12 protein-coding genes are annotated in these 14,281 nt (G+C 49.3%); 11 read left to right on the top strand and 1 reads right to left on the bottom strand.

Annotated features, from left to right (window positions below):
* The first annotated feature begins 29 nt into the window (after window positions 1-29).
* The 4 genes from liaF (at window position 30) to prpE (ending at window position 3,610) form a co-directional block, all read left to right on the top strand.
* Window positions 30-887 (top strand): cell wall-active antibiotics response protein LiaF, encoded by an 858-nt coding sequence (liaF, locus tag JZI27_RS05000; protein ID WP_280206955.1) that lies wholly within the window; start codon window positions 30-32, stop codon window positions 885-887.
* 13 nt (window positions 888-900) lie between these two features.
* Window positions 901-2,052 carry a sensor histidine kinase gene (locus tag JZI27_RS04995; protein WP_280206954.1) on the top strand — a complete coding sequence of 384 codons (1,152 nt, stop codon included), beginning with the start codon at window positions 901-903 and terminating at the stop codon, window positions 2,050-2,052.
* 9 nt (window positions 2,053-2,061) lie between these two features.
* On the top strand, window positions 2,062-2,691 hold the full coding sequence (locus JZI27_RS04990) for a response regulator (RefSeq protein ID WP_280206953.1): 630 nt from the start codon (window positions 2,062-2,064) through the stop codon (window positions 2,689-2,691).
* A 97-nt stretch (window positions 2,692-2,788) separates the two neighbouring features.
* The gene (gene prpE / locus JZI27_RS04985; protein WP_122909235.1) at window positions 2,789-3,610 is read left to right on the top strand and encodes a bis(5'-nucleosyl)-tetraphosphatase PrpE; all 822 of its coding nucleotides are present in this window, start codon (window positions 2,789-2,791) and stop codon (window positions 3,608-3,610) included.
* Window positions 3,611-3,632: 22 nt separating this feature from the next.
* On the opposite strand, the gene JZI27_RS04980 is transcribed toward prpE, so the two are convergent.
* Window positions 3,633-4,424 (bottom strand): N-acetylmuramoyl-L-alanine amidase family protein, encoded by a 792-nt coding sequence (locus tag JZI27_RS04980; protein ID WP_122909236.1) that lies wholly within the window; start codon window positions 4,422-4,424, stop codon window positions 3,633-3,635.
* A 151-nt stretch (window positions 4,425-4,575) separates the two neighbouring features.
* On the opposite strand from JZI27_RS04980, the gene JZI27_RS04975 reads away from it, so the two are divergent.
* From JZI27_RS04975 to JZI27_RS04945, 7 genes are all read left to right on the top strand, one after another.
* Window positions 4,576-4,806, top strand: coding sequence for a YneF family protein (locus tag JZI27_RS04975; protein ID WP_122909237.1), 231 nt, complete (start codon window positions 4,576-4,578; stop codon window positions 4,804-4,806).
* Between the two features lie 21 nt (window positions 4,807-4,827).
* Window positions 4,828-5,010 carry a hypothetical protein gene (locus JZI27_RS04970; RefSeq protein ID WP_122909238.1) on the top strand — a complete coding sequence of 61 codons (183 nt, stop codon included), beginning with the start codon at window positions 4,828-4,830 and terminating at the stop codon, window positions 5,008-5,010.
* A gap of 25 nt (window positions 5,011-5,035) precedes the next feature.
* The gene (locus JZI27_RS04965; protein ID WP_280206952.1) at window positions 5,036-7,195 is read left to right on the top strand and encodes an ATP-binding protein; all 2,160 of its coding nucleotides are present in this window, start codon (window positions 5,036-5,038) and stop codon (window positions 7,193-7,195) included.
* Between the two features lie 34 nt (window positions 7,196-7,229).
* A complete protein-coding gene (locus JZI27_RS04960) occupies window positions 7,230-8,072 on the top strand; it encodes a CheR family methyltransferase (RefSeq protein WP_280206951.1) in 843 nt (280 codons plus the stop codon).
* Between the two features lie 61 nt (window positions 8,073-8,133).
* Window positions 8,134-10,029 carry a response regulator gene (locus tag JZI27_RS04955; RefSeq protein WP_348521355.1) on the top strand — a complete coding sequence of 632 codons (1,896 nt, stop codon included), beginning with the start codon at window positions 8,134-8,136 and terminating at the stop codon, window positions 10,027-10,029.
* A gap of 461 nt (window positions 10,030-10,490) precedes the next feature.
* The gene (locus JZI27_RS04950) at window positions 10,491-12,248 is read left to right on the top strand and encodes an ABC transporter ATP-binding protein (RefSeq protein WP_280206949.1); all 1,758 of its coding nucleotides are present in this window, start codon (window positions 10,491-10,493) and stop codon (window positions 12,246-12,248) included.
* Complete coding sequence (locus tag JZI27_RS04945) at window positions 12,245-14,266, top strand: ABC transporter ATP-binding protein (RefSeq protein ID WP_280206948.1); 2,022 nt, start codon at window positions 12,245-12,247, stop codon at window positions 14,264-14,266. Before JZI27_RS04950 ends, JZI27_RS04945 begins: the two co-directional genes overlap by 4 nt.
* Window positions 14,267-14,281 lie beyond the last annotated feature (15 nt).

Below are 14,281 nucleotides of genomic sequence, written 5' to 3'. Positions count from 1 at the left end.
CAGCATGGGGCGTAGGAGAGGAGACTTTCGTGAAATTGTCCCGCTTGCACAAAATGATGGCCGGTGTCCTGATCATCTTGACGGGCATTGGACTCTTGTTAGACAGCTTGGGTATCATCTCGTTCGGATTGTTTGATCTGTGGCCGATGGTGCTCGTATACTTTGGCTTACGACTGTGGGGCGAGAAAAAGAAAGTCCGCGGTGGTATCTTGTTTTTTCTCGGCGTCGTGATTGCTTTGGAAATGTGGCTCGGAATTGGAATTGAGGACATGTTCCAGATTGGCGTACCGCTTTTGTTTATTTACTTTGGATACAACCTGATAAGAGGCAAAAGCAAGTTTTCCCTGAAGCAAAAGGAGCGCTTCCCGGAGGAGGAGCTTGTTACAGAAGATTTGCCTTCAGAAGAAGCACCGCCCAAAAAGCAACCCCCTCACGAAGGGCATTACCGCTGGAAGGGAGCCCGACCTTCAGATGCGCGTGATGCAGATGCCCAACACGGCAGCGGGATTTTGTTGCCTAAAGATTCCCGAAGTTCACTGATTGGCGACTTTCATTTGACCTCGGGTCGTTTTGAGCTGAGCCATCTGCACGTTTGGCACGGGATCGGCGACGTCGTGATTGATTTGTCGCGGGCTATGCTGGTGAACCAGGAAGCGAGGCTTTCCGTAGACGGGTGGATCGGTGATGTCACCATCTATGTGCCCGTTGATCTGCCTGTATCGGTTTCGGCAGAAGTGAGTGTGGGTGACCTGGAGGTTTTCGGGCATCGTCAGGGAGGAATCAGCCGCTGTGTCATGGTGCGTTCCGATCATTACGACACGGCTGTAAATAAAGTACAACTTCATATCTCGCTGCTCGTCGGAGATATAAAAGTCAAGTACATCTAGGGGGTACTGACAAATGCGACGACAGCGATTATCAAGTTTACAATGGCAGTGCATGCGCTACGGGCTTTTGCTGGCTGTGAGCGTGGTTATTGTTTCGTTTGTCTGCTTTTTTAGCGTCTACTTCCTGGCTCTGAAAGATCCTGTGATCAAGCAATGGTACGCCACGGTGGCGAATGATCCGCAAGCGAACAGCTATATGAAAGAGTTCACCTCGATCCCACTTCCCAATGATCCGGATTGGCTGATCATGGTCCTGGCGCTGATGATCTCCCTGCCAGTCGGTGCGATTGGCGGGCTGATCGCGTCATACGTATACGGCAACCTGTTGAAGAAGCGAATGAATGTCCTCTTGGAATCAGCGATGAATCTGGGGCGCGGCATTCTGTCCTATCGTGTGCCTGAGCTGGGGACGGATGAGGTTGGAGAGCTGGGGTGGCAATTGAACAGGCTGGCATCACAGTGGGAGGAGCAGGTGGCTTCTTTGCAGCGTTTGTCCAACCACAATGCTGCCTTGGCTGATCAGCTGAAGCATACGGCCGTGACGGAAGAGCGCCAGCGATTGGCTCGGGAGCTGCATGATGCCGTCAGTCAGCAGTTGTTTGCCATAGCGATGACGACAGCAGCGCTCAAAAGGCTGGTGGAGAAAAATCCACAACGGGCGGCTCAACAAATCGAGTTGGTGGAGGAAATGGCTGCCGCAGCGCAAGCAGAGATGAGAGCCTTGCTGCTGCATTTGCGTCCTGCCACTTTGCAAAATAAAAGCCTGAAGGAAGCCATTCTGGATCTCCTGGAAGAGCTGACGCAAAAAAACAGCATGCAATTGTCTTGGGAGATTGAAGCAGTCGAAGGCTTGCCGAGCGGAATTGAGGATCATCTATTCCGCATCCTGCAGGAATCATTGTCCAACACGCTTAGACACGCCAAAGCTACGCAAGTGGTGGTCAAGCTGTTCACGCTGCAGGGACAAGTACGGATGCGCATTACCGACGATGGCGTCGGATTTGATCCGGACGAAAAAAAATGGACCTCGTACGGGCTGCGAAGCATGCGGGAGCGGGTTGCAGAAGTCGGCGGTTCAATGGAAATTTATTCGGCAATTGGAAAGGGAACGCAAATCGAAGTGCGGATTCCCTTGGTTTTACAGTCGGAACGTGAAGAAGGGTGAGGGTAATCCGTGATTCGAGTTTTACTGGTAGATGACCATGAAATGGTGCGAATGGGCTTGGCGGCCTACTTGTCTACAGAGGACGATATCGAAGTGGTAGCGGAAGCAGGAAGCGGTGAGGAAGGCGTACGGCTGACTGTGGAGCTGCAACCGGATGTTATCCTGATGGATCTGGTCATGGAAGGGATTGGCGGTGTCGAAGCCACACGTCGGATCCGGGAGAAATGCCCAGCAAGCAGGGTCATCGTCTTGACCAGCTTTATCGATGATGAGAAGGTGTACCCCGTGATCGAAGCAGGAGCTTTCAGCTACCTGCTCAAAACATCTCGTGCAGCGGAGATTGCCAAAGCGATTCGGGCAGCAGCGGCTGGCGAACCGGTATTGGAATCCAGGGTTGCCGGGAAGATCATGGCCCGTTTTCGTCATGGTCAGGAGGCGCATCCACATGAGCAGCTCACGCCTCGGGAGCTGGAGGTGCTGAAGCTGATCGGGAAAGGCAAGTCCAATCAGGAGATCGCTGACGAACTGATCATCGGAATCAAGACGGTGAAGACGCATGTGAGCAACGTCCTGGCAAAATTAGATGTGGAGGATCGGACGCAGGCAGCGATTTACGTCCATACCCACAACCTCGGTTGACAGCGAAAGCCGACTCACTCCAGAATAAAGGAGTGAGTTTTTTTTTGTAGATGTGGTAAAGATAGTAAATAATCGAATCAAGAAGGGAGGGCAGACCGTGAGACATAAACCACAGACGCGTTCCAAGATTCTAAACGCAGATCATGGGGTTGATTTTGTAGGAGACGTACATGGTTGTTTTGATGAATTTATGGAACTCTTGCGGCTACTGGGGTACGAGCGCGGTTCGGACGGAACATACCGCCATCCTCAGGGTCGAAAGCTCTTATCCCTTGGTGACATCACAAGTCGCGGACCTGCTTCTATCAAGATGCTGCAATTTTTTATTCGCCACATCGCGTCAGGTGCGGCTGAGATGGTCGATAGCAATCACGGATGGAAGATTGCTCGCTGGTTGGATGGAAGACCCGTCACACTGGCGCATGGGGATGAAAAGGTGGATGAGGAGTTTCGGCGATTCCAGCAGGAGTTTGGACCGAAAAAAACGTCCTTGTTGAAAGAGCAGAGCCGTCGATTGTTATTCTCTTCGCCGTCTCATATGATGGTCAGACAAAATGACAAGCTGGTAGCGGTAGCGGTACATGCTGGGATACGTGATGATTACATTGGCATGGAATCCCCTGCGGTACATACGTTTTGTCGGTACGGAGATGTAGCCGGTACAGGACCGGATGGACGGCCGATTCGCAAGGACTGGGCAAAGGAACGGAAATTAAAAGAGCCTTTGATTGTGTGGGGTCATGACCCTCGTCCACAACCAGAACGATTGAACGGCACACTCAATATCGACCAGGGATGCGTGTTTGGCGGCATGCTTACTGCCTATCGCTTTCCCGAGGACGAGCTGGTGAGTGTGCCGGCCAGGAAAAATTACTCAGGTTTACAGGATACGCCTCTTACCCGTTACGGAACAGAGTGAGGACGTCAATGGCCATGTCTCTTTATTGTCCTCCCGTGATCTTCTCGTACATTCGTTTTAAGATCAGAGCTTCGGCCCAAAGCGGCAGCGGTTGGTCCACTCTTTGACGCCAGACCTCGTCGCTCAGGAAGCCTTGTTCGTACAACCAGTTAATACCTTCCAGTTTCCATTCGGGCACGTTATTGCCTCCTCCGTTACCTGGATTTTCTGGAGCGGGGGTAGTCGTAGGTGGTGTAGTTGGTGACGGTGGTGCAGCAGGCGGGCGATAGTTCAATTTGGCGTAGATGCAAAATGCTCGAATGACGGCTTCGGCCAGAGCCTCCCAGTTGGAGGCAAGTGTACTTGCATCCTGTGCGTTATCCGCAAAGCCGTATTCGACGATAACGGTTTCTACGCTGCCGGTCTGACGGTGCATGAAGTAGTAATCCGCTTTCGGGTTATTTGGGAGTGTACGTGTGAAGATTCGGCGATTGGGCATTCCCGCAGCCTTCAATTCTGCCTGGATGAGATTGGGAAGCTGAGGTGAGCCATAGATGGAGTAGATCACCTCTGACCCTCTTCCCCCGCCAGAATTGATATGATTGGAAATGCAGTAGCGCGCTCCACTTTCTCGTACCATTTTTGTGCGTTGGTCGGCTGTTAAGGTAACATCTGTCGTGCGTGTGATCGCGACGGGGATATTCAATTCCTGAAATCGTCTATATTGATAAAGCGAAATGTTGAGGTTCATGTTCTTTTCTGTGAACTGTGCATTGTTTCCGCCGCCGGGATCAACCCCTCCATGTCCAGCGTCAATGATCAGGATCGGAGCCATTGTTTATCATCACCTCTTTTCTAGCATATGAAAAAGAGTGAAAACATGCATAGGGCAGCCTCATCATTTTCCTAAGGAGTCATGTCATGAACGTTCAACTATGATACAATAAAAGGGCTTATAATTTTGCAAAGAGGATGGTAATGCTTAGATGGCATGGTACAACTGGGTAATCCCCATCGTTACATTGCTCCTGGGCCTTGTAGGTGGTTTTTACGGAGCTACTTATTATTTGAAAAAACAGATGTCCAACATGCAGATGGATGATAAACAGCTGCAAGCAATGGCACGTTCGATGGGCATGAATTTGAATCAAAAGCAGCTCAAACAAATGAGCCGTACGATGAAAAACATGAAAATGCCGAACAAGTTCGGAAAATAAAGACGGAGGAGTGGTGTCGCAATGGGCCCAACCCGTCTGCGTTACACGATGATCGGTTTCATTATCGGTGTGTTTCTCGTGTATATGAAAGAGTTGCCCGTAGCAGAGGGAACTCGATTCGCAGCACCTTTTTACGGAGCGGGCATCGGCCTGCTGATTGACGGCATCATACTTCGTTTGAAACAGCAAAGAGGAAAAGAATAGGAAAAGAATGGGAAAAATTGGGAGCGTGGCATATCAATATCAATACATACAAACCATCAGTACGATTTTTATTCTGAGTGGCTTGGTTTTCGGAGTTCTGGTAGCCGTGTGGAAGATTCGGAATATGAGGTATCGCTTAAAGCGAATTACGTCCGTCATCTCCCAGGTGGCTTTTCGGACTCAAGAGAACCTCCCGCGTATCCAGATGGATACCAAAGATGAAATTGGTGACATTGCCCGTGCTTTCAACGAATTGGCAGAATCATTGGAAAATCACGCCCATCAAGAAAAAGAATACAAGCAGGCGATGCGTGACCATAGCTGGCTGAAGACGCAGGTTTTGGACGTAACGTCTTGCTGCCAAGGTATTCAGGACATCAACCAGTTGGCCCAAACGCTTGTGAATAAAATCACGCCATTGGTGAATGCGCAATATGCTGTACTCTATGTTCGTGATGGACAAGCAGACTCCCAGAGACTCTTCAAAGCAGGTACCTATGGCTATGACGCTGAAGAGATGCAGGTAAAAACCATTGAATTTGGAGAAGGTCTGGTCGGCCAATCCGCCCTGGAGAATAAAGCCATTGAATTGAGTCATGTCCCGGATCATTACATACAGGTAGGTTCCGGGCTTGGGCACGCTAAACCGGCTGAGCTGACGATCATGCCGATTTCTCATGAGGGACATGTACTGGGCGTCCTGGAGCTGGCTACTTTTCTTAGCTATTCGCCTCTGCAAAAAGAATTTCTTCAGGAAATTTTACGTGATATCGGAACCGTGATGAACAGCATCTACATTCATATGCAGGTCAGTAATCTGCTGAAAGAATCACAGACATTGACGGAAGAGCTGCAGAGTCAGTCAGAAGAGCTTCAGCTTCAGCAGGAAGAGCTGAGAAGCATCAACGAAAAACTGGAGGATCAGTATAAAAACGCGGAAACAAAAGCCAAGGAACTGGAGAAGGCCAAAGGGGAGCTGGAGCGTAATGCGGTACAGATCGAACAGGCATCGCGCTACAAGTCGGAATTCCTGGCCAACATGTCCCACGAGCTGCGCACACCACTGAACAGTCTTTTGATCCTGGCGCAGATTCTCGCGGAGAACAAGGATAAAAACTTGACGCCGCGACAGGTGGAGTTCGCGACCACGATACTGAAATCAGGCAATAATTTGCTCAATCTGATCAATGATATTCTCGATCTTTCCAAAATCGAATCCGGAAAAATGGAGATCGTGATCTCCAAGGTCGCCATTCGAGACATGGTTTCGTATGCCAAGCAGCATTTTCAGCCCATTGCATTGCAAAAGGGACTGGATTTTAAAGTCACATTGAGTGACGGAGTACCGGAGGAAATCGAGACGGATGAACAGCGCCTGCAGCAAATTCTGACCAATCTGTTGTCTAATGCATGCAAGTTCACCAAACAAGGAAGTGTACAGGTCGACATTTCCATGAAGCAGACCGATTTGGAGGCAGCAAGTATCGTATTTGCCGTGAAAGATACGGGAATCGGCATTTCACCCGAGAAGCAGGAAATTATCTTTGATGCGTTCCAGCAAGCGGATGGTACTACTAGCCGCAAGTTCGGCGGAACGGGTCTGGGCCTTTCCATCAGCAGGGAGATGGCCAACCTGTTGGGAGGCTATATTCATGTAGATAGTGAAGAAGGGGTAGGCAGTACCTTTACCCTCTATCTCCCGCTGGAACACGTAGCAGAATCGGTAGATCAAACCTTTGCACATCTGGAGGTAGCAGCCACTGCATCAGGAAGTCCGGAGATCGTGGCTGTAACTGAGGAAGACGAGGGTCTGAAAGGCAAAAAGGCATTGGTTGTCGACGATGATATGCGCAATATTTTTGCTCTGACCGCAGCGCTGGAAGAGAGAAAGATGCAGGTCATCTTTGCTGAGAACGGCCGCGAAGGCATCCAGGCATTGGAGGAGCATGCGGATGTCGACATTGTGCTGATGGACATTATGATGCCAGAAATGGATGGATATGAAGCCATTGAAAAAATCAGAAGCAATCCGGATTGGCAGCAGCTGCCGATTATCGCCCTGATAGCGAAAGCGATGAAATACGATCGGGAGAAATGTATGGAAGCAGGTGCCTCCGATTACATTAGCAAGCCAGTCAACATGGAGCAGTTGATGTCGCTCATGCGAGTATGGCTGTACGGATAGGAGTTGAACCAAGATTATCGAATACAAGGAAGAAGTGGATGAACTCGATGGTGATTTGCAGCATGACTTGGAGAGAATCGAGATCAAACTGTTGCTGGAGGGGATCTATCGTCAATACGGCTATGATTTCCGCAACTATACCTATTCCTCTATCCGGCGAAGAATCTGGCACCGAATTCGAATTGAAAAGCTGAATACCATCTCTGGCTTGCAGGAAAAGGTCCTGCATGATCCCAAAATGATGGAGAAGCTGTTTGCAGACTTCTCCATCAACGTGACGGAAATGTTCCGAGACCCAAGATTCTTCTTAACCTTCCGTAAAAAGATCATTCCACTTTTGCGGAATGAGCCGATCATACGAATCTGGCATGCGGGCTGCTCCACAGGACAGGAAGTCTTTTCGATGGCGATTTTGCTTCATGAGGAAGGGCTGCTTCACAAGAGCAGACTATACGGAACGGACATGAATGAATCGGTGCTAAAGAAGGCGAAGCGGGGCAGCTTTCCGATTGAAAAGATGCAATTATACACAAAGAATTACATGCAAGCCGGAGGAACCACAGCTTTTTCCGAATATTATACGGTCAAAAACGGAATGGTTCAGTTCGAGCCTTTTTTAATGGACAATATGGTCTTTGCTCAACACAATTTGGTGAAAGACGGTTCCTTCAATGAGTTTCAAATTATCATTTGCCGAAACGTCATGATCTATTTCAATGAACCCCTGCAAAATCATGTGCATGGACTAATCTACGAGAGCCTTTGTACAAACGGATTTTTAGGACTCGGTAATAAAGAAGGAGTTGTGTTTACTACCCATGCTAGCTGCTATGAAGAAATGGACGAAACCGAAAAGTTCTATAGAAAAATCAAATGATACTGTGATGGACGCGGTTTTTTTCCAAAAGGAAGATGAGGAGCAGAAGTGGGAGAAAAGAGTGAACATCTTGCTGGTGGATGATCGAAAGGAGAACCTGCTTTCCTTGGAGGCTGTACTGGACTCTCCATGTTATCGCCTGATCTCTGTACAATCAGGGGAGGAGGCGCTCCGATGGGTATTAAAGGAAGAGTTTGCGCTGATCCTTCTCGATGTGCAAATGACTGGTCTGAACGGCTTCGAGACCGCCAAGCTGATCAAGCAGCGGGAGAAATCGAAAAACATCCCGATTATTTTTGTAACCGCGATCAGCAAAGCAACAGAACACGTGCTGGAGGGGTATGAATCAGGGGCTATCGATTATATTTTCAAGCCCTTTCACCCGGATACATTGGCGATGAAGGTAGAGGGCTTCGTCCAGCTATACCTGAATCAGCAAAAGATCGAGTATCAAAGCAAGATGCTTCAATCCCGGACACGCGCACTGGAGGAAGCCAATGAGCGCTATCATCGAACGGTCTTGGAATTGCAAAAGAGTGAGGCGCTTTCACGAACGATTTCGGAGACATCTGTCGATACGATCATAACGTTCGATGATAATCGACTGATACTTTCTATCAACCCTGCATTGAGGACCATGTTTGGCTACGAGCCGGATGAAGTGATGCACAAGCCAATCAATCGATTACTCGCGTTGCCTTTTCAAACCAACGAATATGTACTGGACAAGATTATGGAGTCCGTCGCCATTCGCAAGGATCAGACCAGCTTTCCGGTAGAGATTCAGATCGGCAAAGCGATGATTGGGCAGCGCCATATATTCGCCTGTTCGATTCGAGATATAACCGAGCGCAAGCAACTGGAAATCGAGCGCAAGATTCACTACGAGCACCTTGAATTGCTGGTAGAAGAGCGGACACAGGAGCTTGTGGTGTCCCAGGAGCAATTTGAAAAAATCTTTCACTCTAGTCCTTGCTTGATAGCCATCCGCTCATGTGATGATGGGAGATACATAGACGTAAACCAATGCTGGCTAGACCATATGCAGTACTCCTACGACGAGATAAAAAACTCCTCGGAGGACAGGCTGATCCTGGTCAATGAACGGAATAGTAAGAACCGCTCCCTCGATCTGGAAGAAGCGATTCGCAACGAAAAAATTCAATACATAACGCATACGCACGAGGTCAGAGAGGGGTTGTTGTCCACCGAGATCATCAATATTCGAGGGAAGCGATGCATTCTCAGCGTCATTACCGATATTACGGAGCAGGTCTACCTGGAAAAGGAAATGGCTCGCTTGGATCGTCTGCACTTGATTGGGGAGATGGCTGCAGGGATAGCCCATGAAATCCGCAACCCAATGACAACGGTTAGAGGCTTCTTGCAATTAGCGCAGAAAACAAAGGATGGCTCTTCGTTCGAGTTTGTTGATTTGATGCTGGCAGAGCTGGACCGGGCCAACGTGATCATTACCGAGTTTTTGACATTGGCTAAGAACAAGACTAATGAAATGACGAAGCAGCACCTGGCAGAAGCGCTGAAATCCCTGCTTCCTCTGATCGAAGCAGAAGCTGTATTGAGTGGGAAGAACGTACATATTGAGCTGTCAGAATGTCCTGAAATCTATTTGGATGGAAAAGAAATTCGTCAACTCTTTTTAAATCTCGCCTTGAATGGACTGGAAGCCATGCCGGCTGGCAAAACTCTCACCGTCAAGACGTATCAAAAGGATGATGAGGTCGTCCTGGAGGTAACGGATGAAGGCCCAGGGATTCAGGAAGAACTATTGGAAAAGATATGGACTCCGTTTTTCACAACAAAAGAAAAAGGTACGGGATTGGGACTTGCCGTTTGCTATAGTGTGGCCAACCGCCATCATGCCAAGATTGATGTAGAGAGCAGCAGCCTAGGCACCTCTTTTTATGTCCGTTTCAAGCATGATGCAATCGGATAGTCATCGTCATTTCATCGATATGATGGACGACTTCCCTCATGTAAACGCGATAAGAGAAAAAACCCTTGAAAGCCAAGAGTTTCTTCGCGTTTCGTATGTCTTCTTTATCCTTAGAAGCGGTACAGAAAAACAAATGTTGACAAAATTTACAGTATAGTGTTAAAGTTCAAAATGTATTTACGGAAAAAATTACCTGAATGGAAAGGGGTGAGGCGTCATGATGATCAACCTATTGACTCGCGAAGACAACTACATAGATGACGTAACCACTCCATTTCATCACCGTTAAATTCGCTGTCCGTCCAGTTTTTGAAACGACTCCAATGGCGTAGGTTACTCTTCTTTGCGTAACTTACGCTTTTTCTATCATTCACACGAGAAAAGGCATATTGCGTATCGCAGTATGTCTTTTTTGTTCCTAATTTTGGAAATTCCAGGAAATAACGAAGGAGATGACAGCCGTGTTTTCCGTGTTTACCAAGCTGGACTGGTTTTTCAAAGAAAATGGGAAGCGGTACACAGTGGCGATTCTGCTCTTGATCGTGAGCAGCATTATGGAGGTGTTGCCTCCCAAGATCATAGGGATTGCCATCGATGAGATGTATCTGGGAACATTGACGGCTGACAGACTGATGGATATTGTGCTCTTCTACGCTGTGCTTGCCATGGGAATCTATCTGCTCACTTACATCTGGGTATCCAAATTATTCGGGGGAGCCTACCTGTCTGAGAGAACCCTGCGGGCCAAACTGATGAAGCACTTTCTGCGGATGACCCCTACATTTTTTCAGAGGAATCGTACTGGCGATCTGATGGCCCGGGCGACCAATGACCTGAAAGCGGTCGCCATGACCACGGGCTTTGGCGTTATGACAGTGGTGGAAACGGTGAGCTATACGGGTGTCATTCTGCTCACGATGTTTTTCTTTATCAATTGGGAGCTAACCCTGGCCGCCATATTACCGTTGCCTGTGATGGCATTCATGATCAGCAGATACGGCAAGCGAATCCATGAACGCTTTTCCAAAGCCCAGAACGCCTTCGGAGCCTTGAATGATCAGGTGCTGGAATCGGTATCTGGTGTGCGGGTCATCCGCGCGTATGTGCAGGAGACGGCAGACGAGAGGCGTTTTCACGACATGACGGAGGATGTCTTTCAAAAAAATATAGCGGTGGCGAGGATCGACTCTTTGATAGAACCTACGGTCAAACTGCTGGTAGGGATCAGCTACATGATCGGGATCATGTACGGAGGGTACCTGGTCTTTCAACAAAAACTCACACTGGGTGAGCTTGTCTCGTTCAATGTCTACCTGGGCATGCTGATCTGGCCGATGTTTGGCATTGGAGAGTTAATCAACATCATGCAGCGAGGCAGCGCATCCTTGGATCGGGTCAATGAGACGCTGGCGTATCAGGCTGACGTGACGGATGGGGAAGAGACAGTGCCTATGGAGGTGCCAGGGGTTATTCGCTTTGATCGGGTGACGTTTCGCTATCCGTCGGCGCAGGGCGATCAGCTCAGCGATGTATCCTTTACCCTGCATCGGGGGCAGACGCTAGGTGTGGTAGGGCGTACCGGAAGCGGTAAGACAACGCTGATTCGCCAGCTCTTGCGCGAGTATCCGCTGGGAAGAGGAACGATTACGGTCTCCGATCTGCCATTGGAAAAAATCTCGTTGGACAACATCAAGAGTTGGATTGGCTACGTACCACAGGAGCAGATTTTGTTTTCCAAAACCGTCCGTGAAAATGTGCGCTTTGGCCGAGCTGGTACGGATGAGGAGCTTCAGCAAATCTTGCAGCAGGCTTCCTTTGCCCGGGACGTGAAGCATCTTCCGAATGGCCTGGAGACGATGGTGGGTGAAAAGGGTGTTGCCCTGTCTGGAGGGCAAAAGCAGCGGGTCTCCATCGCCCGCGCACTGATGATCAATCCGGAGATTCTGATTTTGGATGACGCCATGTCTGCTGTGGACGGGAAGACAGAAGCGGAGATGATCACCAACATACGGCGGGAGAGAGCAGGCAAAACCACCATCATCACCTCGCATCGCATGTCTGCAGTCCAGCACGCCGATTGGATCCTCGTCCTGGATGAAGGCAGGGTCACGGAAGAGGGTACGCATGAACAGCTTCTCGCTCTAGGCGGGTGGTACAAGGAGCAGGTTGAGCGCCAGCAGTTGGAAGAAATTCTGAACAAAGAGCAGGTGAAGCCATGACTGTAGGAAAGAGATTATTTCTCGTAGCAGTACAGTTCAAAAAAACAATCCTGCTCGCCTTGCTGATGCTTTCCATAGCGGTGGCAGCAGAACTGACAGGGCCGTTTGTGGCTAAAAAGATGATTGATACACACATCATGGGAATCGAGCTGCCCTGGTATGAGACTAGCGAGCAGCCTTACGCGGTGTCGTATCAGGGCAAGTGGTACACGCGCGAAGATCATTTGTCGGAGACGGATCAGCGTGGCAAGGAAGTGCGCATTTTGCAGGTGGGGCGCTTTTACGTCTTTGTCGATCGTCCGGTTCCATTGGATGGAGAGCGCGTTCTTGGCGATGCTGAGCTCACGATCGTCAAGGGAAATGAGCGGGCAGTGTATCCGGCACAGAAGCTGAGCAGTCAGGAAGTGTTCGCTTTCTTTCGCCCGGAAACAATGGGCCTGCTCGTATTGGCCGCACTCTATGGCGGACTGCTGGTGATTGCCTCGGTGTTTCATTACGGGCAGAAGTTCCTGCTGCAAAAATCAGCCAATCTGGTGATCAAAAAATTGCGGGTAGATGTGTTTGCACATGTCCAGCGGTTGCCCGTCACGTATTTTGACCATCTGCCTGCGGGGAAAATTGTCGCCCGCGTGACCAATGACACAGAGGCGATTCGTGAGATGTTCGCCAATGTACTCGCCTCCTTTTTTACCAGCGGCATTTATCTGATCGGTATTTTTATTGCCTTGTTTCTGCTGGATGTGCGTCTGGCGCTCGTCTCTTTGATTATTCTGCCGATCATGCTGGTCTGGATTCTCTTTTATCGCAGGTTCGCTACGCGCTTCAATCATGTCATTCGTACACGGATCAGCGATATCAACGGGATGATCAATGAGTCGATTCAAGGAATGCCGATCATTCAAGCCTTCCGCAGGCAAAAGGAAACGCTGCGCGAATTTGATGAACTCAATGACGACCTCTTCGCCTATCAAAACAAGATGCTTCGGCTCAATGCTACTGTATCGTTCAACATGGTCATGCTGTTGCGCAACGTGGCCTTCATCCTTTTTATCTGGTATTTTGGCGGGGCGTCTCTTGGTGTGGGTACGCTGTTCTCACTGGGCGTCCTGTATGCCTTCGTTGATTATTTGAACCGATTGTTCCAGCCCATCACCCAGATCATGAATCAGCTTGCCAATTTTGAACAGGCTCGTGTCGCAGCCCATCGCTTGTTTGAGCTTATGGACGAACCGGGCATCGATGTCGAGAAGGGGAGCATTGGTCGATACCAGGGAAAAGTGAGCTTTCAGAACGTTTCTTTTGCGTATTTGCAAGATCAATATGTGTTGAAAAACATTTCATTTGAGGCTTCGCCAGGGGAGACGGTAGCTCTGGTTGGGCATACGGGATCGGGAAAAAGCTCCATCATCAATCTGCTCTTCCGCTTTTACGAAATCAACCGGGGAGAGATTCAAATCGATGGGCAAAACATTCTGCAGCTGCCAAAGCAATTCGTCCGCCAGCATATGGCGATCGTGCTTCAAGACCCCTTTCTGTTCACAGGGACAATAGCGTCCAACGTGAGCCTGAATGATCCCTCGATTTCCCGCGATAGAGTGGAAAAGGCTTTGCAGGACGTAGGGGCAGACCTGCTCCTGCGCACGCTGCCCAAAGGGTTAGACGAACCGGTGATTGAAAAGGGAAGCACACTTTCTGCTGGACAGCGTCAGCTGATCTCTTTTGTCAGAGCGCTTGCCTTTGATCCTGCCATTCTGGTATTGGATGAAGCGACTGCCAGCATTGATACGGAGACAGAAGGCATCATTCAGCAGGCGCTTGAGGTGCTGAAAAAAGGAAGAACGACCTTCATGATCGCGCATCGCTTGTCGACGATTAAAAATGCGGATCAGATTCTCGTCCTGGACCGCGGTGAAATTGTAGAGCGAGGACGGCACGATGACTTGATGGAGCTGTGTGGAAAGTACTACCACATGTATCAATTGCAGCAAGGTAGCTCGGCGGTTGCCCCGGCAGGGTGAAGAAAGCACCCAACC

The organism is Brevibacillus sp. AY1, assembly GCF_029870785.1.
GTDB classification, from domain to species: domain Bacteria; phylum Bacillota; class Bacilli; order Brevibacillales; family Brevibacillaceae; genus Brevibacillus; species Brevibacillus invocatus.
Note: the sequence above shows the minus strand (reverse complement) of the source record. Positions and strands in the feature narration are given on the sequence as shown.

What these genes read in the sequence shown, in the direction of transcription:
- JZI27_RS04980 (WP_122909236.1), bottom strand. Translation starts at nt 4,424, where the DNA reads ATGGCTCCGATCCTGATCATTGACGCTGGACATGGAGGGGTTGATCCC.
- JZI27_RS04975 (WP_122909237.1), top strand. Translation starts at nt 4,576, where the DNA reads ATGGCATGGTACAACTGGGTAATCCCCATCGTTACATTGCTCCTGGGC.
- JZI27_RS04970 (WP_122909238.1), top strand. Translation starts at nt 4,828, where the DNA reads ATGGGCCCAACCCGTCTGCGTTACACGATGATCGGTTTCATTATCGGT.
- JZI27_RS04995 (WP_280206954.1), top strand. Translation starts at nt 901, where the DNA reads ATGCGACGACAGCGATTATCAAGTTTACAATGGCAGTGCATGCGCTAC.
- JZI27_RS04945 (WP_280206948.1), top strand. Translation starts at nt 12,245, where the DNA reads ATGACTGTAGGAAAGAGATTATTTCTCGTAGCAGTACAGTTCAAAAAA.